The sequence below is a fragment of the Labrys sp. HAY1-8F genome, from assembly GCF_056754975.1.
This window is the reverse complement of sequence record NZ_JBPGWZ010000002.1, coordinates 2,817,269-2,836,842: the sequence shown is the minus strand read 5'-3', so window position 1 is coordinate 2,836,842 and position 19,574 is coordinate 2,817,269. Positions and strand designations below refer to the sequence as shown.

At 66.6% G+C, this 19,574-nt stretch carries 19 protein-coding genes; 10 read left to right on the top strand and 9 right to left on the bottom strand.

Features of this window, described 5'->3' with window-relative positions; translation table 11 throughout:
• Nucleotides 1-59: 59 nt before the first annotated feature.
• Nucleotides 60-326, top strand: coding sequence for a type II toxin-antitoxin system ParD family antitoxin (locus ACR9ZN_RS22190; protein ID WP_434958598.1), 267 nt, complete (start codon nucleotides 60-62; stop codon nucleotides 324-326).
• Nucleotides 327-331: 5 nt separating this feature from the next.
• The gene (locus tag ACR9ZN_RS22185; RefSeq protein WP_434958597.1) at nucleotides 332-640 is read left to right on the top strand and encodes a type II toxin-antitoxin system RelE/ParE family toxin; all 309 of its coding nucleotides are present in this window, start codon (nucleotides 332-334) and stop codon (nucleotides 638-640) included.
• An 11-nt stretch (nucleotides 641-651) separates the two neighbouring features.
• On the opposite strand, the gene ACR9ZN_RS22180 is transcribed toward ACR9ZN_RS22185, so the two are convergent.
• The 4 genes from ACR9ZN_RS22180 to ACR9ZN_RS22165 are packed head-to-tail and all read right to left on the bottom strand — an operon-like array spanning nucleotide 652 to nucleotide 3,412.
• Nucleotides 652-1,002, bottom strand: a complete 351-nt coding sequence (locus ACR9ZN_RS22180) for a RidA family protein (RefSeq protein WP_434958596.1) — start codon at nucleotides 1,000-1,002, stop codon at nucleotides 652-654.
• Between the two features lie 26 nt (nucleotides 1,003-1,028).
• Nucleotides 1,029-2,024 carry an NAD(P)H-dependent glycerol-3-phosphate dehydrogenase gene (locus ACR9ZN_RS22175; protein ID WP_481273187.1) on the bottom strand — a complete coding sequence of 332 codons (996 nt, stop codon included), beginning with the start codon at nucleotides 2,022-2,024 and terminating at the stop codon, nucleotides 1,029-1,031.
• The gene (gene tsaD / locus ACR9ZN_RS22170; RefSeq protein WP_434958594.1) at nucleotides 2,021-3,115 is read right to left on the bottom strand and encodes a tRNA (adenosine(37)-N6)-threonylcarbamoyltransferase complex transferase subunit TsaD; all 1,095 of its coding nucleotides are present in this window, start codon (nucleotides 3,113-3,115) and stop codon (nucleotides 2,021-2,023) included. Before tsaD ends, ACR9ZN_RS22175 begins: the two co-directional genes overlap by 4 nt.
• 36 nt (nucleotides 3,116-3,151) lie before the next feature.
• The gene (locus ACR9ZN_RS22165) at nucleotides 3,152-3,412 is read right to left on the bottom strand and encodes a hypothetical protein (RefSeq protein ID WP_481273186.1); all 261 of its coding nucleotides are present in this window, start codon (nucleotides 3,410-3,412) and stop codon (nucleotides 3,152-3,154) included.
• 36 nt (nucleotides 3,413-3,448) lie between these two features.
• Between ACR9ZN_RS22165 and ACR9ZN_RS22160 the strand changes: the two genes are divergently transcribed.
• Nucleotides 3,449-4,441, top strand: coding sequence for a 3'-5' exonuclease (locus tag ACR9ZN_RS22160; RefSeq protein ID WP_481273185.1), 993 nt, complete (start codon nucleotides 3,449-3,451; stop codon nucleotides 4,439-4,441).
• Between the two features lie 87 nt (nucleotides 4,442-4,528).
• On the opposite strand, the gene galE is transcribed toward ACR9ZN_RS22160, so the two are convergent.
• The 3 genes from galE to ACR9ZN_RS22145 all read right to left on the bottom strand — a co-directional run bounded on the left by galE (nucleotide 4,529) and on the right by ACR9ZN_RS22145 (nucleotide 7,944).
• Complete coding sequence (gene galE, locus ACR9ZN_RS22155) at nucleotides 4,529-5,509, bottom strand: UDP-glucose 4-epimerase GalE (RefSeq protein ID WP_434958592.1); 981 nt, start codon at nucleotides 5,507-5,509, stop codon at nucleotides 4,529-4,531.
• A 270-nt stretch (nucleotides 5,510-5,779) separates the two neighbouring features.
• Entirely contained in the window at nucleotides 5,780-6,910 is a 1,131-nt protein-coding gene (locus ACR9ZN_RS22150) for a serine hydrolase domain-containing protein (RefSeq protein ID WP_481273184.1), read from the bottom strand.
• Nucleotides 6,911-6,999: 89 nt separating this feature from the next.
• Entirely contained in the window at nucleotides 7,000-7,944 is a 945-nt protein-coding gene (locus tag ACR9ZN_RS22145; RefSeq protein ID WP_481273183.1) for an alpha/beta fold hydrolase, read from the bottom strand.
• Nucleotides 7,945-8,792: 848 nt separating this feature from the next.
• Between ACR9ZN_RS22145 and hemC the strand changes: the two genes are divergently transcribed.
• Nucleotides 8,793-9,716 (top strand): hydroxymethylbilane synthase, encoded by a 924-nt coding sequence (gene hemC / locus ACR9ZN_RS22140; protein WP_434959724.1) that lies wholly within the window; start codon nucleotides 8,793-8,795, stop codon nucleotides 9,714-9,716.
• A gap of 74 nt (nucleotides 9,717-9,790) precedes the next feature.
• A complete protein-coding gene (locus ACR9ZN_RS22135; protein ID WP_481273182.1) occupies nucleotides 9,791-10,495 on the top strand; it encodes a uroporphyrinogen-III synthase in 705 nt (234 codons plus the stop codon).
• A gap of 36 nt (nucleotides 10,496-10,531) precedes the next feature.
• On the opposite strand, the gene ACR9ZN_RS22130 is transcribed toward ACR9ZN_RS22135, so the two are convergent.
• The gene (locus ACR9ZN_RS22130) at nucleotides 10,532-11,974 is read right to left on the bottom strand and encodes an amidohydrolase (RefSeq protein WP_481273181.1); all 1,443 of its coding nucleotides are present in this window, start codon (nucleotides 11,972-11,974) and stop codon (nucleotides 10,532-10,534) included.
• Nucleotides 11,975-12,376: 402 nt separating this feature from the next.
• Here ACR9ZN_RS22130 and ACR9ZN_RS22125 point away from each other — a divergent pair, with 402 nt between their 5' ends.
• The 4 genes from ACR9ZN_RS22125 to ACR9ZN_RS22110 all read left to right on the top strand — a co-directional run bounded on the left by ACR9ZN_RS22125 (nucleotide 12,377) and on the right by ACR9ZN_RS22110 (nucleotide 16,755).
• Nucleotides 12,377-13,780, top strand: coding sequence for a COG4223 family protein (locus tag ACR9ZN_RS22125; RefSeq protein WP_481273180.1), 1,404 nt, complete (start codon nucleotides 12,377-12,379; stop codon nucleotides 13,778-13,780).
• Nucleotides 13,781-13,787: 7 nt separating this feature from the next.
• Nucleotides 13,788-15,437, top strand: a complete 1,650-nt coding sequence (locus ACR9ZN_RS22120; protein ID WP_481273179.1) for a heme biosynthesis HemY N-terminal domain-containing protein — start codon at nucleotides 13,788-13,790, stop codon at nucleotides 15,435-15,437.
• Nucleotides 15,438-15,555: 118 nt separating this feature from the next.
• Nucleotides 15,556-16,185 (top strand): hypothetical protein, encoded by a 630-nt coding sequence (locus ACR9ZN_RS22115; protein ID WP_441770976.1) that lies wholly within the window; start codon nucleotides 15,556-15,558, stop codon nucleotides 16,183-16,185.
• 123 nt (nucleotides 16,186-16,308) lie between these two features.
• Nucleotides 16,309-16,755: a DsrE family protein gene (locus tag ACR9ZN_RS22110; protein WP_434958583.1), complete on the top strand. Its 447-nt coding sequence runs from the start codon at nucleotides 16,309-16,311 to the stop codon at nucleotides 16,753-16,755.
• On the opposite strand, the gene ACR9ZN_RS22105 is transcribed toward ACR9ZN_RS22110, so the two are convergent.
• Complete coding sequence (locus ACR9ZN_RS22105; RefSeq protein WP_434958582.1) at nucleotides 16,740-17,342, bottom strand: hypothetical protein; 603 nt, start codon at nucleotides 17,340-17,342, stop codon at nucleotides 16,740-16,742. The two genes, ACR9ZN_RS22110 and ACR9ZN_RS22105, sit on opposite strands and share 16 nt — an antisense overlap.
• Before the next feature lie 276 nt (nucleotides 17,343-17,618).
• Between ACR9ZN_RS22105 and ACR9ZN_RS22100 the strand changes: the two genes are divergently transcribed.
• The gene (locus ACR9ZN_RS22100; RefSeq protein WP_434959723.1) at nucleotides 17,619-19,190 is read left to right on the top strand and encodes a Na+/H+ antiporter; all 1,572 of its coding nucleotides are present in this window, start codon (nucleotides 17,619-17,621) and stop codon (nucleotides 19,188-19,190) included.
• The last annotated feature ends 384 nt before the right edge of the window (nucleotides 19,191-19,574 follow it).

The following is a 19,574-nucleotide window of genomic DNA, read 5'->3' as shown; positions in this document are numbered from 1 at the left end:
GCTGCTCAGTAGGATTAAATCGTGCGCTATGTTAAGGTCTGATAACGGAGGTCCTGATCATGCGTTCGACCCAATCCCTCAGCATCACACTGCCTCATGACATGGCGCAGATGGTCAAACAAAAAGTCGCTTCCGGTGAGTACGCAACCGAAAGTGAGGTCATCCGAGATGGCCTGCGCAGTTTGCAGGCCCGCGACGCGGCTCTGGAAAAATGGCTGAGAGACGAGGTCGTGAAAAGCTATGACGAGTACAAGGCCGATCCAACCACTGCCATTGATGGTGCGGAACTGAAACGCCGAATGGCTCTCCATTTGCGGGCGTCCTGACCTGCATGCCCCATGAGGTCAAGTTTACGCCGCGCGCGGAACGGCATCTCCGGGACCTGCAGCAATACATCGCGGTGGAGGCCGGACCTCAGACGGCCGGCAGATATATCGAGCGAGTGATCGATTATTGCCTTGGGCTGGAGACCTTTCCCCTTCGAGGCACCCAGCGCAACGATCTTCGCCCTGGACTGCGGGTCTTGGGCTTCGAACGCCGGGTGGCAATCGCCTTCACAGTCGATGATGCCGCGGTCGTCGTCCACGGCATCTTTTATGGCGGCCAGGATTTCGAAAGGCTTTGGCGCGACAAATCCTGAATGGCCTGCGCTTACAGCGCGGCTTCGACCATGATCTCGACGTCGAGGCCGGGGCCGGCGAGCTTGGCTTCCACCGTGGCGCGGGCCGGAGCCTGGCCGGCAACCACCCAGGCATCCCAGGCCTCGTTCATCTCGGCCCAAGTGCCGATATCGGTAAGCCAGATATTGGCCTTGATCACCTTGGTCTTGTCGGTGCCGGCCTCGCGCAGCGTCTCGTCGATCTGGGCGAGGATGTCGGCGGTCTGTTCCTTTACCGACTTACCGACCGTGGTCTCGGCGACATAGCCGGACAGGTGAATCTTGTCGCCATGGATGACGGCGTCGCTCATGCGGTTGCCGGCGCCGATACGCTTCAGGGTCATGTCAGTCTCCAGTTTTGTTGAACGAGTTACTCCGCGCGCGGTGGGCGCGACAGCAATTGCTTGATGGCCTGGTCGATGCTGGCCTTGCCGGCCACCAGGTCGGCGACGGCGGTGGCAACAGGCATGTCGACATGCCTTTCCCTCGCCATGCGCGCCAGGATGGGGGCGGTCCAGACGCCCTCGGCCAGACCGACATCGGCGATCGCCGTTTCCAGGCCGATTCCCTTGCCGAGTTCCTCGCCGAAGCGCCGGTTGCGCGAGCGCGAGGAGGTGCCGGTGAGGATGAGATCGCCGAGGCCCGACAGGCCCGCCAACGTCTCCGGGCGCGCGCCGAAGGCGAGGCCGAACCGCGTGAGTTCGGCAAAGCTGCGCGCGAGCAGGGCCGCCACCGTGCTCTCGCCGAAGCCGCGCCCGGCGGCGATGCCGGCCGCGATGGCGAGGACGTTCTTGGCCGCCCCGCCGATCTCCACGCCGCGCAAATCGTCGGTGTTGTAGAGCCGGAAAGTCGGGGAACCGATGGCCCGGACGAGGCGCTCGCCGAGGGCGCCGTCGGCGCAGGCCAGCGTCAGGGCGGTCGGATAGGCCTTGGCGATGTCGGCGGCAAAGCCTGGTCCGGAGAGCACGGCGGGGATGCAGCCCGGCAGGATCTCGGTGGCGATCTGCGAGACGAATTCGCCGCTCGAGCGCTCGATGCCCTTGGCGGCCAGGATGAGCGGCGTATTCGGCGCCACCGTGGCGGCCAGGCGCCCGCAGACGTCGCGCAGGGCCTGGGTGGGAACGGCCAGGATCAAGATGTCGGCGTGGGCGGCCTCGGCGAGATCGGCGGTCGGCTTGATGGCTTCGGGCAGAGCGAGGCCATCGAGCCTCGAGAGCCGGCGCGTATCCACCAATTCGACCATGGTGGCGGCATCGCGGCCCCACAGGCTGACATGACGGCCGGCGCGTGCGGCGGCGCAGGCCAGCGCAGCGCCGAAGGCGCCGGCGCCGATCACCCCGATGCTTTTCGAGCCGGAGCCGCTCAAGCCTTCGCTCCCTTGCCGACGCCGGCCTTGCCGAGGCCCTGCTTCCCCGCGCCGGGTGCGTTGGGGTCGAGCGGCCAGCGGGCCCGCGGGCTCACGTCGAGCCCATCCGTGAGGCCGGCGGCCAGACGCTCGGCCCCAGCCCAGGCGATCATGGCGCCGTTATCGGTGCACAGGGCAGCCGGCGGCATCACGATGCGCAGGCCCGTCTCCGCGCCGAGGCGCTGCAGGCCGCGCCGGATGGCGAGATTGGCAGCGACGCCGCCCGCGATCACCAGGGCGCTGGGGGATTGGCCGGCGGTTTCGCGGAAGCGCCTGAGGCCGACGCGCGTGCGGTCGACCACCATGTCAACCACCGCCGCCTGGAAGGAGGCGCAGAGGTCGCGAATATCCTTGGCGGCAAGCGGCGCCAGCCTTTCGGCTTCGAGCCTCACTGCCGTCTTCAGTCCCGACAGCGAGAAATTCGGATCTGGCCGTCCCTGCAGCGGCCGGGGAAAGGCGAAGCGGGCGGCATCGCCGCTCATCGCCTGGGCCTCGACGGCGGGGCCGCCGGGATAGCCCAGGCCTAGCATCTTGGCTGTTTTGTCGAAGGCCTCGCCAATGGCATCGTCGATGGTGGTTCCAAGCCTGACATAGTCGCCGAGGCCGCGCACGGCCAGAAGCTGGGTGTGCCCGCCGGAGGCCAGCAGCAGCAGATAAGGGAAAGTGACCTGGTCGGTGAGGCGCGGGGTCAGCGCATGCGCCTCCAGATGGTTGACGGCGATCAGCGGCTTGCCGAGCGAGAGCGCCAGGGCCTTGGCGGTGGTGAGGCCGACGATGACGCCGCCGATCAGGCCGGGGCCCGCCGCGGCGGCGATGCCGTCGAGCCTGTCGAAGCGGATGTCCGCTTCTTCCAGGGCCTGCTCGATGATGTGGTCGAGCACCTCGACATGGGCGCGAGCGGCGATTTCGGGCACCACTCCGCCATAGGCGGCATGCTCGGCGATCTGCGACAGCACGACATTGGACAGAATCTCGCCTTCGCCGTCCTGATTTCGCATGACGACAGAGGCGGCGGTTTCGTCGCAAGTGGTTTCGATGCCGAGAACGAGCATGGGGCGGGCAGGTACCTGAGGAGTTGATGGCTCTCCCTATAGCACGATCCGCTCGCGGGGATAGGGGGAGTGGCCATGCCGGCCGAGCGCAGGAGGCTCCCGTTTCAGCAATGCGAGCGCGCGCGGCGGATCGTCGGGCGGAAATTGCCGCGTTCGAAATGGGAGGGACTTGTCGGTGATCGCGCCCATCTCGACGTCCGGTGCAGGCGCTCCACGCTGGAGATCGGCCTTGGCGGGGGAAAACGGCCCGCTGGGGTTTGCTTGCCCGTCCCCGAAAACGCTAAAGCGTTTAACCATTGCCGGGATCATTGAGTCGGTGAGAAAGGGGGAAGCATGGGCGAACAATTCGACATGTTTCGGACCGAGGCGCTTCCGGAAAGGCGTGCGCCGTCTATTCGAGCCAAGCGGGCGCCTCCCGCACCCGTGCCGGCCCGCCAGCACGAGGCTCTCGACGAGGCCACGCTGGTCAGCATGCTGGAAGCAACCGGCCGCTACCGCATCCAGCGCAAGCTGGAGCCGCGCTCCGTCGTCTCGTGGGACAAGAGCAGATTTCCGCGCCTGGCGGTGATCGTCGATACCGAGACCACGGGCCTCGACCATGAGAAGAACGAGATCATCGAACTGGGCATGGTGGCGGTCACCTATGATCCTTCCGGGCAGGTCGGCGACGTCGTCGGCATCTTCAATGCCCTGCGCCAGCCTCAGGAGCCGATCCCGCCCGAGATCACCAGGCTGACCGGTATCACCGACGCCATGGTGGCCGGCAAGGCGATCTCGCCGGCGGAGGTCGAGGCCTTCATCGAGCCGGCGGACCTGATCATCGCTCATAATGCGCGGTTCGACCGTCCCTTCTGCGAGCGCTTCGCGCCGGGATTCGCACCCAAGCCCTGGGCATGCTCGAATGTCGACATCGCCTGGTCCGACCGCGGCTTCGAAGGCACCAAGCTCGGCTATCTCCTGGGACAATCGGGCTATTTCCACAACGGGCATCGAGCCGTTGACGATTGCCATGCGCTGCTGGAGGTTCTGGCCCGGCCAAGCGGGGAGAGCAGGACGGTGCCCTTTGCCGAGCTGTTGAAGGCATCGGAACGCGCGCGCATCAGGATCTCGGCGATCAACAGCCCCTTCGACATGAAGGAGCGGCTCAAGGCTCGGGGTTATCGCTGGAACGACGGCAGCAATGGCCAGCCCAAGAGCTGGTGGACCGAAGTCGGCGAAGAGGAGGCGGAGGCGGAGCTGAAATTCCTGCGCGCCGAGATCTACCAATGGCCGGAGGCCAGGCCCCTGACGCAGCGCCTGGCAGCCACGGACCGGTTCAAGGCCTGATCGGCTGGCGGGTCTTCGACGTGTTTTTGGGCTCTTCGGCGAGGTTGCCCGACCTCATCGAATGAGCCCGCAACGATCGCGAAAAGATCAGGCCGCCAGATTGTGCCGGAACCAGGTGACGGCGCTGCCCACGATGGTGTCGATCTCGCGATGCTGGGGGTGCCAGCCCAGCAGTTCGGCCGCCTTGGTGGCCGCGGCATAGAGGCTGGCGGGATCGCCGGGCCGCCGCGGCTGGAAACGGATGTCGAGCTTGCGGCCTGTGCAGCGCTGTACCGCCTCGAGGATCTCGATCACCGAAGTGCCGATCCCGGTGCCGAGATTGAAGGCTGCGCTTTCGCCGCCTGCCTTGAGATAGTCGATGGCGCGCACATGGGCGTCGGCGATGTCGGCGACATGCACATAGTCACGGACCGCCGAACCGTCGGGCGTAGGATAGTCCCGGCCCAGCACATTGAAGACGGCGCGGTGGCTGAGCGCAGCCTGGATGGCGAGCGGGATGACATGGGTTTCCGGCTCGTGCCTTTCGCCCAGCTCGCCGTCGAGGTCGGCGCCGGCGGCGTTGAAATAGCGCATCGCCGCCCATTTCAAGCCATAGGCGGTGCCGAAATCGGCCAGAGCATGCTCAACCGCCAGCTTGGTCGCGCCATAGGGGCTGATCGGATTGCGCGGCGCACTCTCCAGGATCGGCAGGCTGGCCGGAACCCCGTAGGTCGCACAGGTCGAGGACAGGATGAAGGTCTCGATCTCGTTCTGGCGCACGGCCTCGAGCAGGGTCAACGAGCCCACGACATTGTTGGAATAATATTTCGCGGGATCGGCGACCGATTCGCCCACCGTGGAACTGGCCGCGAAGTGCATCACCGCTTCGGGCTTGTATTTGGTGATCACCTTGTTGAGGAAGGCACTGTTGCGAATGTCGCCGACTTCCAGCGGGCCCCATTTGACCGCATCGGCATGGCCCAAAGAGAGATTATCGACGACGACGGGGTCATAACCTGCCTGGGCCAGGGCCTTGCAGGCGTGGCTGCCAATATAGCCGGCGCCACCAGTTACCAGAACACGAGTCATGTTGGTTCCCATACTTGCCGGGGCTCAATCGATCCGGTTCCCGCGTGCCGGGACTTCTCGCTGCGATTGACCTGTCGGGCGCGTCACTACTGTTAACCAAGATTTACCTTCAGATCGCGGATGCGGCTAGCTGGGAATCAGCGGTATCGCCGCACCGAAAGGATAGGGGCGCGCACCCGCTGCCCCCCTCCCAAAAGGTTGAGGGGCCCGCCCATTTCGACGAGGACGGGGTCTCCTCGCGGATCAGGGGGCACCAAATCGCAAAACACCCTAGCCGTATACGGCGGCGCGGAGGGCGTCGGGATAGGCGCCGCCGACGCCGGCGACCGCCGTGTTGGTGAAGATGACCACCGAAAGCTCGCGTGCCGGATCCACGAACCAGCTGTGACCGTAGACGCCGCCCCATTGCCAGCATCCTGGCGAGCCGGGCATGCCGGCAGCGGCGGGATCGCGCAGGATCGACCAGCCGAGGCTGAAGCCACAGCCGGGATCGTCGATGTCGAGGTCGGCAATCGCATCCTCGCTCAGGAGGCGCTGGCTCTCCGGTGAGAGAATCGGCGCCCCGCCGCCGCGGACGGCTTCGAGGAAGCTGAGGAAATCGCCGGCCGTGCCCACCATGCCGGCACCGCCGGAGGGGAAGGCGGTGGCGTCGAAGGCGCGCTGTGGCGCGAAGGTGAGCCACCAGCCATTGTGGCATACGCGCTGGATCTCGCCCATGCGCACCGGGTGGGGCACGCCATCGGCATAGGCGGTTGCCAGGCGCTGGGGCTTGGTGGCAACGAATTCGGTGTCGGCCATGCCGAGCGGCCCGGTGATGCGTTCGGCCACGATCTCAGGCAGGCTTTTGCCGGCGGCCTTTTCCATCAGCCCGCCCAGCACGTCGATCGCTACCGAATAGCGCCAGGCGCTGCCGGGCGCGAAGGCCAGCGGCTGGGCTGCGATCTTCTCGAGATTTTCCGCCATGCCGCGGCCGAGCCGGTCGAGGCCGTCGGCGATATCGGCGGCGGCATCGTAGTCATAGCGCAGGCCTGCGGTGTGGCTGAGAAGATGGCGCACCGTGATCACCGGCTCGCTGCCATCGGCGAGCCTGGGGCGGAAATTCGGAAGGTAACGTGTTACGCGGTCGTCGAGGCCGAGCTGTCCGGCCTCGACCAGTGCCAGGGCAGCGGCCGCCACCATCGGCTTGGTCACAGAGGCGAGGCGGAAGATGGTGTCCTCCGCGATCGGCGTGCCAGCCTCGCGATCGGCATGACCGGCGCTGCGACGATAGACGATCTCGCCCGCCTCGGCCACCAGCACCACGGTGCCGACGATGCTCTCCTCGGCGATGGCGGCGTCGATCACGGCATCGAGGCGCTCCGTACGGGCTTGGTCGATGGCGGGGGAAGGCTGGCCGTGCATGAGGAAAGCTCCGAAGCGGGAAGGTTTCGGACAATCGGCAACAAACCCGCTTCGTTCAAGTCCCTTTCCGGGCTGGGGGCCCGCGGCGGTCACTTGCCGGTCTGGTCGCTCCAACTGGCGTTCTCGCTCCTGCCGTCGAGGAAGGGCAGGGCGGCTGCCGTGAGCTGCGGCGACAGGAAGATGTCGTAATGGGTCAGGCCCGGCAGGATGGCGAGACGGTTCTTGGCCATATGCTCGCGCTGCCAGCCGGCATCATGCAACCCGCCGCCGAGGAGCTGGTAGAACTTGATCACATGCTCGGGGCGATACATGTCGCTGTCGCCAAAGACCAGCATCACCGGCATGGTCAGCTTCGGCACGTCGGACGACCAGTCATAGGGCTTGCGCATCAGGGCGCCCATGGCGTCGAGCAGGCGTGGGAACTCGGCCGGATCGGGCGCGACCTTGACATAGGACTGGTACATCGGCGTGGCCTTCATCGTCTCGGCCATGCCGGCGCCGACCTGGGCCTGCATCGGCAGCATCTCGGGATAGAAGCCGTCCTGGGCAAAGCCTGCGGAGACCAGCACCAGCCGCCGCACCTTGTCGGGGTGCTGGGCGGCGAGCTGGAAGGCGACGCCGCCGCCCATGGAGTAGCCGAACACGTCGACCTGGCCGTAGCCGAGCTTGGCGAGGATCTGGCCCATGTCGTCGCCCATGGCCTTGAGATCGATCGGGCGCTTGCCGAGCGGTGTGCGGCCATGGCCCTGGAGATCGACGGCGATGATCTGGCGATGGGCGGTCAGCGTCGGCATGACCGGCTGGAACATGTCGATCGAGCCGAGGCCGCCATGCAGCAGGAGGAGCGGTTCGCCGCTGCCGCGTATCTCGTAATAATAGTTCACGCCGCCGGCCTCGATATGGCCGCTCTTGGCCGGCGCCTGGTCGGTCGTCGCCGTCTCTGCGCCCATCGCCGCGCTCATGGCGACGGAAAGGCTGCCGACGCCGATCACCAGGGCGGCCAGCAGGGATTTCAGGATGGAGGCTTGCGGCATGGTCGTCACTCCTGTCTCGACGGATGGGTCCGATGGTTCTGGTTTCGGGCCGCGCGAGCCGTTTTTCGCTCGTGGGGCGTCGCGCAAAGGACGCTGGCCGGCGGGGCCGGCCGACATCGGGCGACGGATTTTTTTCGCAGGGCCAATCGGGGAGGAGTGCAGGGGCGAGTCGATTTGAGACGGACTGTGGCGATTTTGCTCTATCGAAGAAACGACAAGGGGTGTTATAAATCCGTACAAGATGCTAACTGTATGGCTCTGTTGAATTTTTTGTTTCCGGTCCGGTTAAGTGAAATAGCCGATTGGAAGCAGGGCGAGCGGCTTGGTCATGACCAGATTTCGTGTGAAGCGGACCCGCTGAGGCAGGCCGGCTTGTCACGATGATCTCACGCCGAACGCCGACAGTGCCGCGGTGACGCGCCTGGGCCGGGGAACAAGGTAGGTCGACATGATGGATGATATCGATGACCTCGAGAGCAAGAGCGGAGCGATCGAAGCACCGGTGCTGACCAGCCTGTTGCGCCTCGCCTCCCCCCCAGCGGCAACTTCGTGCTCGCCGAGTTCCATTTCGACGGGAACGCCGTCTTGAAGGTGCCCCTCTCTCCCGAAGCTGCGGAGGCTTTGCATACCGCCCTCGGCCTCTGGCTTGCCACGACCGGGGGCTCCTCGCCGGTGCGGCACTAGCGCAGACATTTGTTGCAGCCTCTTCCGGATGTCGATGCGCCGAACGATGTCCAGGGCATATCGCCCACCGTCATACGGGCTTTGTGATCTTTCTCCATAAGCTCGCCTTTGACTCCCCTAACCTCCGGCGTTAAGCAGCCGCGAGCTGTTTGGGAAAAATATCGATCGTGTCCATTCTGTTGCGCCTCGGCACGCGAGGCAGTCCGCTTGCATTGGCGCAGGCCCGGCAGACGCAGGCCCTGCTGGCCGGCCTGTTGGAGATCGCGCCCGAGCGTATCGAGATCCGGGTGATCAAGACCTCCGGCGACATGATCCGTGACCGGCCGCTCTCGGAAGTCGGCGGCAAGGGGCTGTTCACCAAGGAGATCGAGCGGGCGCTGGAAGATGGCGAGATCGATATCGGCGTGCATTCCTGCAAGGACATGCCGACCGTGCTGCCCGACGGCCTGGTGCTCGCGGGCTTTCTGGAGCGCGAGGATGTCCGCGATGCGCTGATCGCGCCCGGCATCGCCTCCTTCGCCGAACTGCCGCAGGGCGCCGTGGTCGGCACGGCGGCGCTGCGGCGCCAGGCCCAGGTCAAGCATCTCAGGCCCGATCTTCAGACCGTGCTGTTCCGCGGCAATGTCGAGACGCGCCTGCGCAAGCTCGCCGAGGGGCAGGCCGATGCCACGCTGCTGGCGGTGGCTGGCCTGAAGCGGCTCGGCCTCATCGCCCATGCCAGCGCCATCCTCTCCGAAGAGGATTTCCTGCCAGCCGTCGGCCAGGGCGCCATCTGCCTGGAAACCCGGGCTGACGATGGCGACACCATCCGCCACGTCGCCGGCATCGACCATCGCGACACCCATCTGGCCGTGAAGCTGGAGCGAGCCTTCCTCACCGTCCTGGATGGCTCCTGCCGCACCCCGATCGCCGGACATGCCGTGGTGGAGGGGGATGCCATCCGCTTTCGCGGGCTCATCCTCAAGCCTGACGGCAGCGAGGTGCACGAGGCCCAGCGCAGCGGCCGCGTCGCCGATGCGGAGGCGCTCGGGCGCTCGGCCGGCGAGGAACTGCACGCTCTGGGCGGCGAAGGATTCTTTGCCGGCTGATCATCCGGTGGCGAGCGGATTGGCCTTCCTGTCGCGCCGATCACGCGGCCGGCGGCGTATCGAGCGGAAGGACAATGATGGCGCGCATACTCGTCACCCGGCCGATCGAGGAGGCACGGCAGACGGCGAAGGTTCTCGCGCGGCTGGGCCATGAGCCGGTGATCGAGCCGATGCTGGAGATCGTGTTCGGTGGCGACGCTCTGCCGACCGGACGCTTCGATGCCCTCATCGTCACCAGCGGCAATGCCCTGGCCGCCCTTTACGAGCGGCCGGAATTCCAGGGGCTGACCGCCACGCCCCTGATCGCCGTCGGCCGTCGTACCGGGGCCGTTGCTCGCGCCATGGGTTTTGAAGACGTCGAGACCTTCGGGCGCGATGTGGCCAGCCTGATCACCCATGTCCGAGAGGCCTGGCGCGAGCCGCACCGTGCCCTCTATCTGGCTGGGGCCGACCGCACCGGCGATCTCGTCGGGGCTCTCGCGGGGATGGGGCATCGCATCGAACTCGCCGTCGTCTACACCGCGCATCAGGCGGCGCGGTTCCGGCCCGAGACCCAGGCGGCGCTGACGCAGGGCGAGCTCGATGCCGTGCTGCATTACTCCGCGCGCACGGCGGAGGCCTTCATCGCCTGCGCCGGTGGTGCCGAAGCCGTGGCGCGCCTGCCGGCGCGGCATCTGTGCCTGTCGCGCAAGGTGGCCGAGGTGATATCGGCCACTGGCGCCGTCGAGGTCGCCTTTCCCGCGCGTCCGGAGGAGGATGCGCTGCTGGCGTTGATCTGAGCGCCTCCCGGAACGACGAGTTGCAGCAAGGTGCGATCAGCGGCCCTGGCTCGAATGGAGATGTTCGGGCAGGATTTCCGGCGGAATCGGACTTTCGAAGGGCCGGCCGCCGGTGCGCCGGTTGAGTTCGGCTTTCGCCCTGGCGATCAGGTCCGGCTTGCTCAGGCAGTCGGCCGCCGTGCTGGCGAGCACCTTCGCCGCCGCGACCATGCCCTTATGGGCCGCCGGCTCCAGGCCCTGCGTCACCAATTGCCAGCTATGAAAGGGTGTGCCGATCGCAAAGCAGGCGGTGTGGCATTGCACCGTCGGCGCAATCCAGCTGACGTCGCCGACATCCGTGCTGCCCATCTGCACGCTGGCCCTCCGGGCCATAGGCAGGATGCCTTCGTGCAGGCTATGGGTGGCCAAGGCCGGATCATGGGGCGCCACGCTTGCGGCAATGTCTTCGTCCGACAGGCTGGCCCGACGTAGCCGCTCGGCGAAGTTATGGTCATCGCCGTCGAAAGCCGGGGCGCCGATGCGGATCATGTTGTCGTGCATGGCTTCAAGCAGGGTTTCGTTGGGCACGAGATTGAGCCCGGCATCGGTTACCTGGAAACTGGTTTGCGTCTCCGTCATCAACGCGGCGCCCTCGGCCGCCTTCTTGACGCGTTCGAACAGGCGTTTGGTATCGGCGATATCGGGGGAGCGCACCAGATAGAGCACTTCGGCATTGGCCTGTACGACATTGGGCGCGATGCCGCCGCTATTGGTGACGGCGTAATGGATACGCGCCTCCGCCGGCATATGCTCGCGCATATAATTGACGGCGATGTTCATCAGTTCCACCGCGTCCAGCGCCGAGCGGCCGAGATGTGGGCTTGCCGCCGCGTGCGAAGCACGGCCGGCGAAGCGGAAATAGCATTGGATGAAGGCGAGGCTGGAGGCGGCCACGACTTCGTTGACGACGCTCGGATGCCAGCAGAAGGCGACGTCGACATCGTCGAATACGCCGGCCCGGGCCATGAAGCTCTTGCCCGAGCCGCTCTCCTCGGCGGGGCAGCCGTAATAGCGCACGCGGCCCTCGATACCCGCCGCGGCCAGCGCATCCTTCAAGGCCACCGCGGCCAGGGCCGCGCCCGCGCCGAGGAGGTTGTGGCCGCAGCCATGGCCGGGACCGCCGCGCTGCAGCGGTTCGGCCTTCTCGACGCCGCTGGCCTGGGACAGATCCGGCAGGGCATCATACTCACCCAGGAAGGCCAGCACCGGTCCGCCCTGGCCATATTCGGCCATGAAGGCGGTCTCGATGCCACCCGCCTTGCGCGTGATGCGGAAACCCTCTGCCGTCAGGGCCGCAATATGCTCCTCGCAGGATCGCTGCTCTTCGAAAGCGAGTTCCGGCATGTGCCAGATGCGATCGCTCAAGGCGCAGAAGGATTGCGCCTTCGCATCGACATGCTCGACGATGTGCTGGAGCGTCAGACGATCATTCTGCGTCATCTCTGCGGTTCTTCCCTGTCGAGGCGGCTGCGCCGCCAATTGTCTTTCATGGCCGTGATGCCCGTCGCGCCGCGAGCCGGCTCCCGGGGCAAGTTCCTGGGAGCAAGTTCCTGGCGGCAAGACGGAACGATTGTGACCGATATCGATCACCGACACCGAAACCGCAAGCAGATCAATCGCTGGCATGGGATCGCTTGAATATCCTCGCGGCCAGGAGGCCTTGCCTTGGCCCGTCACCGTGCGGAACGATTGGAACAGGCGGAGGTTTTCACAATCGGATAGCGCCCGTTTCCTGCCTGCCTTTACGCCGGTGGCTGTCCAGCGGGCTTCGGTTTGGGCAAATTGGCTTGTCGGGTTTTCATGCTATAGGCTGGGCCCGTTGGGGGTCTCCATGGGGGTCGCATGGCACGGGAAGACAGCACGCAAGGCAGGCCGAAAAAGCAGAAAAGCGCAGGCCTCGGTCCCGCGACGTTGGATTTGAGCGCCACCGAAGTCGCCGAATCGCCCGCAACCTCGACTGCTTCGCCGGCGCAGGCCGCCGGCGGGGAAGCATCTGCCTTCAGTCCCGAATCTGCCGCCGAGGTACAGCCCGCCACCGGCGAGGCGCCGAAGACCGAGGAAACCGGTGCTGCCGCCGCGGCGGATGCCGGAGAGGCGGCGGGCCCGTCGATCTGGGCGCGCCCGTCCGCCGATGGCGAACAGGCCAGCGGCGATACGCCGCGCACCGAGGCGCCCCCCGAACCGGAGGCTGCCTCTCCCACGCCTCGACCTGAATCCGAATTCGCGCCTCCGCCTCCACCACCTCAACGTTCGGGCTTGTCGACCCTCGCTGCGGCGCTGGCGGGTGGTATCGCCGGCGGCGTGCTGGTGCTGCTGGCCGGCGCCCTTGGCGTCGTCCCGCTCGGCAAGAGCGGCGGCGATGACGGGCTGGCCTCCCGGCTGGCGATTGCCGAGCAGGACGCCGCTGCCGCCAAGAAGACCACGGGTGAGGCCCTCAGCCGCCTCGCCGCCCTCGAGACCGGCGCCAAGACGACACAGGAAGCGGCGAACAATGCCCTCGCCCTGGCAGGCGAAGCCCAGAAGGCGGCTGCCGCCGCCGGCACGTCCGCCTCGGTCGCGCCTCCGGCTGGACCCGACGTTTCCGGCCTGACCGAGCGCCTCGCCAAGGCAGAAGGCGAGATCGCCACCCTCGGCGACGGCCTGCGCCAGGTCGGCACCGCAGCCAACGGCCTGTCGCAGGAACTCGCGCAGGTCAAGCAGGCGGCCAGCGCGACGCCGGACAAGGCGGCCGCCTATGCCGTCGCGCTCGGACAACTCAGCGAGGCCATCCGCAGCGGCAAACCCTTCGCCACCGAATTGCAGACGGCCACCGGGCTCGGCGGCAATGCGGAAGCCCTGGCGCCGCTGACGGGCCTTGCCTCGACGGGCGTGCCGTCGATCGAGGCCCTGGCTACCAGCTATGATGCGCTGAAGCCGCAGATCGAGGCGGCGCTCACACCCAAGCCCGAACCCCTGTCGTCGGATGCGGGCGTGATGGATCGGATCACCGCCAGCCTCGGCAACATCGTCACCGTCACGCGCGACGGCGAGGGTGGGGATGGCGATCCGGTCGCCTCGGCCGAAAAGGTCTCGAAGGCCCTGCACGCGGGCGATCTGACCGCAGCCATCGCGGCCTTCAAGGCGATGCCGGAGGCGGGACAGCAGGCCGGTGCCGCCTGGCTCACCCAGGCTGCGGGTGCCGCCGAAGCCCTCGCTTTGATCAAGGCGCAGACCGGCGCCGCCCTGCAGAAATTCTCTCATCCGTGAGGCGTCGATGATCCGGGCTCTTGTCACTGTCCTCGTTCTCGCTCTCGCGGCTTACGGGCTTTATTTGCTCGCTAGCCGGCCGGGCGATGTCTCCCTGACCGTTGGGCTGACAACCTATAAGGTGAAGCTGGTCTGGGCCGCCGTCGCCGTGCTGGTGCTCGTTGGCGTGCTGATGGCTGTTATCGGCTTCCTGCGCTGGCTGTTGCGTTCGCCTGCCAATGTCGCCGGCTATTTCCGCACCCGCCGCCGCTCCAGGGGCTTCAATGCGGTGACGCAGGGCATGATCGCCGTCGGTTCGGGCGATGTCCGCCGTGCCCAGCGCCAGGCTGTTGATGCCGAGCGCATCCTTGGTTCGGAGCCGCTGGCCCTGCTCCTGCGGGCGCAAGCCTCGCAGCTTTCGGGGGACCGCGCCGGCGCCGAGGCCGCCTTCCGCGCCATGCTTTCGGAGGCCGAGACCAAGCCCCTCGGCCTGCGCGGCCTCTTCGTCGAGGCGCGGCGACGTGGCGATGCTCACGCTGCCCGCCAACTCGCCGCCGAAGCGGTGAAGACCTCGCCGACCCTGCCCTGGGCCGGCACAGCCTTGCTCGAATTCCAGTCGATCGAGAAGGATTGGAGCGGCGCGCTCTCGACTTTGGCGCGCAACGCCAATCATCGTCTTATCGACAAGGAGACGGCCAAGCGCCATCGTGCCGTGCTGCTGACCGCCCAGGCGATCGAGCAGGCGGAGCGCGATCGCGCGGGCGCCAAGGCCAGCGTGCTCGAAGCGCTCAAGCTTGCCCCGGGCCTGGTGCCCGCGGCGGTGCTGGCGGCCAAGCTGCTCTCGGAGGGCAACGATATCCGCAAGGCTTCCAAGGTGCTGGAGACGACCTGGCGCCTGCAGCCGCATCCCGACATCGCCGAAGCCTATACCAATGTCCGGCTCGGCGATTCCGCCCGTGACCGTTATGCCCGCGTCCAGACGCTCGCCGCCCAGATGGCCGGCAATCCGGAGGCGGCGATTGCGCTGGCCCGCGCCGCTCTCTCAGCCCGCGATTTCGCGGTCGCCCGCTCGGCGCTGTCGCCGCTGCTGGCATCGGGCGCTACCGAGCGTGTCTGCCTCTTGATGGCCGATATCGAAGAGGCCGAGCACGGCGCCACCGGCAAGGTCCGCGAATGGCTGTCGCGTGCCGTGCGGGCGCCGCGCGATCCGGTCTGGACCGCCGACGGCATGGTATCCGACGTCTGGCTGCCGGTCTCACCCGTCACCGGCCGGATCGATGCGTTCGAGTGGAAGACGCCGGTCGAGCGCCTTGGCGCGCCGGTGGTGTCCTATGCCGATGACGTCCTGGCCGATGTGGACGAACCCGAGCAGCCCAGGCTGGTCGAGGCGCATGTCAGGCCGGTCGAGACGCCGCCGCCCGCGGTCGAGAAGCCCGTGGAACCGGCCGCTGCCGCGCCGCCGATATCGGTCGAGCCAGCCAAGGTCGAGCCCATCAAGGTTGAGCCAGCCAAGATCGAGGTCCTGTCGCCCGAACCATCCAAGCCCGAGCCGTTGAAGCCGCCGCCGCGCCGCCCGCCGCCGCCCATGCCGGTGGTGCCGTCGCATCCGGTGCCTGATGATCCCGGCACAGGGGAGGACGAACCGAGCCGGGTAGTGCGCTTTCCGATCAACGGCTGATAGCGGCTGCTATCGAAGAAGATCTTCGTAATCTGGCATGGCAATGCGCGAGCGCACGGACAACGCGCTCGCAACGGCGTAGGGTGTTCCGAGCTGCGCATCGCCTCTGGAGGGCCGCATGAGACGTCATTTCCTGATGCGTGTTGTGTTGGCGGAGGCCGTCCTCATCCTGATGGCCGGCACGGCGTCAACAGCCCTGGCGGCTGGTTCGGCACCCGACGAGGCCTTCCAGCGCCAGGTCTTCGGCCGGACCATCGACAAGGACAGGATCCATGCCTGCTATCGGCGCGCCTATGATGCGCCGCATCTGGGCAGCCATCCCCAGCAGAATGTGCGCACCATGACACTGCTGGTCACCGGATCGGCGGAAGAGGGTGCCGATCCCGGTTATACGCTCGGGCTGGGCGTGACCTTCCGCAAGGCCGGCACGCATTTCGAGACGTTCGGGGGCTGCGGTGCTATCGGCTCTTCCGCTGCGCCTGCGGCCAAGGCGACGATCGCTCATTGCAGCGTCGATTGCGACGGCGGAGCCATCGACGTGCGGCTCAAAAATGAAAAATCCGTCCTGGTCGCCATCCCCGACGGCGCGCGCATCTGGAAGGCCGGCAGCGACAGCGAGGACAGCGATGAGCGCAAGCGCTTCGGCGCGGACGACAAGCTGTTCCGGCTCGACCGCACCGCGCTGACCGACTGCCTGTCCCTGGTCGGGGACGAGGACGAGAAGGCAATGCTGCGCCGCGGCCAGTGAAGCGGATCGAAGCTAACCGTATTGTGCCCTAACTCTTTGTTTTAAAGCGCTTTATTGGTCGTAAGGCCTATCGATTTTCTGGAAAACGCTCCTTTTCTGGAAAACGCTCTTGGAGAGCCTCACATGGATCGTAGAACCGCCGTGAGGGCCATGTTGGCAAGCGGCCCGGCCATTCTCGTCGCGGGGGCGGATGCTGCCTTCGCCGCCGAGGCCAAGCCGGTGCCGCGCATCGCCTATCACCTTGCCGATCTGGAGAAGGCCGGTTTCGTGCTCGGCAATCTGCGCAATCATATCGACGGCATGGGCGGTCCCGACGGCGTGAAACTGGCCGTGGTGGTGCATGGCCCGGCCCTGCGAGCCTTCCGGGCGGATGGCGGCAACCAGGATTTCAAGGCGCGTTTCGGCCGGCTCATGCAGGACGGCGTCGCCTTCCACGCCTGCCGGCACACGCTGGAAGGCATGAAACTCAGCCTTGCCGACCTCCTGCCCGGCTTTGCGGTGGCGGAGAAGGGCGGCGTCGTCCTGCTGGCCGAACTCCAGGGCGAGGGCTGGCTCTATTTGCGGCCATAGCTCGGCGGGGAAGGGGAGCCGGCCTGCTGCGAATCGCCCTGGAGCCGCAATGGGGGCAGTTCGTAGCGGGCCAACTTGGCGATGTCGGCGGGGCGCCCGGTCTTCAGCCGCCCCAGGAAGGCCTTGGCGGCCTCGTTGCCATAAGCGCGGCGGCTGATCGCAAACAGCATGACGCCGTCGCCGCGCGGCGCATAGCGATAGGCGTTCCACTCCACCGTGAACTCGCCCCAGGGGTTCTTCTGGCTGACCAGGAAGTCCAGCAGGATCTCGCCCGTCGGCGCATTGCGGATGAGGGCCATCTGCACGAGCGGATCCCCGCCTTTGCGCTGGTTGAGCGAATCGACCTGCGCCTTGGCGGCGCCGGCGACATCCGTGCCGCCGGCCAGCAGTTCCACCAGCACCATCTTGGTGTATTCGGCCACGGTCTCGTCGGCCGGCAGATATTCCTGCTTGTAATAGGACGGATTGGGCTGGGCGCTCCAGGCGAGCCGGTATTCCGTGCCGTCGAAGGCGAGCGGGCCGGGCAGGCCGATGCGGTCGACAGCCTCCTGCGCGGCCAGTCCGGCCGGCAGCGCGATCAGGGCCAACAGAATCAAGCCGGCGCGGGCGGCGTGACGGATGAGCGCTCCGAGGTGTCCGCTATTTGGAAACGATCGTTCTCCTATCGTCGCCATCCTGTCCTTTCAGGCCAGCTCGCAAGAATGGCACTACCCTAGGGGCAAGCCCCCATCCGTGACAAGAAAAGCGATGGACTGGTCCGATTGGAGCGGAACTTTCTGCCCAGCCACAGGCGGATGCAGGCCCACCTCTTGACGCTATGCGCAAACTGCCGGATGCAACCAGGAGACGATGTCGAGGTGGCGATGGAAACCTTCGAGTGGATCATTCTGCTGTTGCTGGGCGCCGCCCTGCTGTCGACCCTCGCCCGGCGCCTCGGTGCGCCCTATCCGACCTTCCTCGCCATCGGGGGAGCCTGCCTCGCCTTCGTGCCCAACAGTCCGGAATGGACGCTGGATCCGCATCTTGCGCTGACCCTGTTCGTGGCGCCGGTGCTGCTGGATGCCGCCTATGACACCTCGCTGCGGGACCTGCGCGACAATTGGGTCCCGGTCGCCAACCTGGTGATCGTCGCCGTCGGCGTGACCACCGTCGCCGTCGCCCTGATCGCGCGCTGGCTGGTGCCGGGTATGCCCTGGGCCGCGGCGATCGCGCTCGGTGCCATCGTGGCGCCGCCGGATGCGGCCGCCGCCACGGCGATCGTCCGGCAGGTCAAGCTGCCGCATCGCCTGACCAAGATCCTCGAGGGCGAGAGCCTGCTCAACGATGCCAGCGCCCTCTTGATCTACCGTCTCGCCGTGATTGCCATGGTTTCGGGTGGCATCACTCTCGGCAGCCTCGGCCCGGCCTTCTTCATCACGGTGTTCGGTTCGGTCGCGGCGGGCATCGCCTTGGGGCTGGCCTTTCCCTATGTGATCGGGCGCTTCGACGATGCGCCGACCGCCGTCATCGTGCAGTTTGCCACGACCTTCGGGGTCTGGATCCTGGCGGAGGCAGTGGGGCTATCAGGCATCCTCACCATCGTCTGCTATGCCATGACCATCGCCCGCCGGCGTGACGCACCCATGCCGGCGCGCCTGCGCGTACCCGTCTATGCGGTATGGGAGACGGTGGTGTTCATGCTGAACGCCTTCGCCTTCGTGCTGATCGGCCTGCAGTTGCGCCCGATCTGGGAGCGGCTCGACATGGGGCTGCGCTTCCAATATTGCGCCGTGGCCCTGGCGGTGCTGGTCACGGTCATCGTGGTGCGCTTCCTGTGGGTGATGACCTACAACACCGCGATCCGCTTCAAGATTTCCCGCTGGGGCTTCCATCCACCCCGGCCGATGGCACGGCCGACGGCGCGGGGCGGCATCGTCATCTCCTGGGCCGGCATGCGTGGCATCGTCACCCTCGCCGCCGCCTTCGCCCTGCCGGAGCATCTGGCCGACGGCACGCCGTTTCCCTATCGCGACCTCATCCTGTTCACCGCCTTCTGTGTGGTGTTCGGCACGCTCGTCCTGCAGGGCCTCACGCTCAAGCCGCTGATCCGCTGGATGAAGCTGCGCGACGGCGATCCCGTCGGCCAGGAGGTGAAATGGGCTCGCACCGAGGCCTATCGTGCCGCCATCGAGGCGATCAAGGACGACGAATCCAAGCATGCCCGGCTGCTGTGCAAGGAATATGGCGCGGTGGTGGAACTGAGCGAGACCAGTCCGTTGCAGGGCGAGATCGGTGATCTGCCCGGCAATCCGCTCAGGCGGCGGGCGATCGCCGCCGCCCGGCTCAAGGCGGGCGAACTGCGCCGCGAGGGGGCGATCGGCGACGATGCCTATTATGTGCTGGAGGAGGAGTTCGACTGGGCCGATCTCAGCGCCGGCGCGGCGCGGAGCGCATGATGGAGTCTAGCAGCTTCAATGGCATTGCTGAAGATTGCCTCACGGTCGCGTAGCCCGCCCCCTCGCTCTTGCAGAGCGAGTGCGGACCTACACATCTCATGCTCTCCAGATAAAGCGCGGGAATCCTTCCCCGACTTCGGGGAAGGTGTCGCTGTGCAGCAGCGACGGATGGGGGAGGGTGGCGCTGCCGCGCCGATGGTGGTTGGATTTGTGTCACTCTCCCCCACCCGACCTCGCTTCGCTCGCCCACCCTCCCCGAAACCGGGGAGGGATTAGCGCGCTCCAATCGGCCTGGCAGCGACGTGCATATGCCCCAGCGTCGTTGCTGGGAGAGGTTCGCACTCGCGCTGCAGGTGCGAGGGGCGGCGCAGTGCTTTCCGAGAC

What these genes read in the sequence shown, in the direction of transcription:
- ACR9ZN_RS22190 (WP_434958598.1), top strand. Translation starts at nt 60, where the DNA reads ATGCGTTCGACCCAATCCCTCAGCATCACACTGCCTCATGACATGGCG.
- ACR9ZN_RS22185 (WP_434958597.1), top strand. Translation starts at nt 332, where the DNA reads ATGCCCCATGAGGTCAAGTTTACGCCGCGCGCGGAACGGCATCTCCGG.
- ACR9ZN_RS22180 (WP_434958596.1), bottom strand. Translation starts at nt 1,002, where the DNA reads ATGACCCTGAAGCGTATCGGCGCCGGCAACCGCATGAGCGACGCCGTC.
- tsaD (WP_434958594.1), bottom strand. Translation starts at nt 3,115, where the DNA reads ATGCTCGTTCTCGGCATCGAAACCACTTGCGACGAAACCGCCGCCTCT.
- ACR9ZN_RS22165 (WP_481273186.1), bottom strand. Translation starts at nt 3,412, where the DNA reads ATGGTTAAACGCTTTAGCGTTTTCGGGGACGGGCAAGCAAACCCCAGC.
- ACR9ZN_RS22160 (WP_481273185.1), top strand. Translation starts at nt 3,449, where the DNA reads ATGGGCGAACAATTCGACATGTTTCGGACCGAGGCGCTTCCGGAAAGG.
- galE (WP_434958592.1), bottom strand. Translation starts at nt 5,509, where the DNA reads ATGACTCGTGTTCTGGTAACTGGTGGCGCCGGCTATATTGGCAGCCAC.
- ACR9ZN_RS22150 (WP_481273184.1), bottom strand. Translation starts at nt 6,910, where the DNA reads ATGCACGGCCAGCCTTCCCCCGCCATCGACCAAGCCCGTACGGAGCGC.
- ACR9ZN_RS22145 (WP_481273183.1), bottom strand. Translation starts at nt 7,944, where the DNA reads ATGCCGCAAGCCTCCATCCTGAAATCCCTGCTGGCCGCCCTGGTGATC.
- ACR9ZN_RS22135 (WP_481273182.1), top strand. Translation starts at nt 9,791, where the DNA reads ATGATGGCGCGCATACTCGTCACCCGGCCGATCGAGGAGGCACGGCAG.
- ACR9ZN_RS22130 (WP_481273181.1), bottom strand. Translation starts at nt 11,974, where the DNA reads ATGACGCAGAATGATCGTCTGACGCTCCAGCACATCGTCGAGCATGTC.
- ACR9ZN_RS22125 (WP_481273180.1), top strand. Translation starts at nt 12,377, where the DNA reads ATGGCACGGGAAGACAGCACGCAAGGCAGGCCGAAAAAGCAGAAAAGC.
- ACR9ZN_RS22120 (WP_481273179.1), top strand. Translation starts at nt 13,788, where the DNA reads ATGATCCGGGCTCTTGTCACTGTCCTCGTTCTCGCTCTCGCGGCTTAC.
- ACR9ZN_RS22115 (WP_441770976.1), top strand. Translation starts at nt 15,556, where the DNA reads ATGAGACGTCATTTCCTGATGCGTGTTGTGTTGGCGGAGGCCGTCCTC.
- ACR9ZN_RS22110 (WP_434958583.1), top strand. Translation starts at nt 16,309, where the DNA reads ATGGATCGTAGAACCGCCGTGAGGGCCATGTTGGCAAGCGGCCCGGCC.
- ACR9ZN_RS22100 (WP_434959723.1), top strand. Translation starts at nt 17,619, where the DNA reads ATGGAAACCTTCGAGTGGATCATTCTGCTGTTGCTGGGCGCCGCCCTG.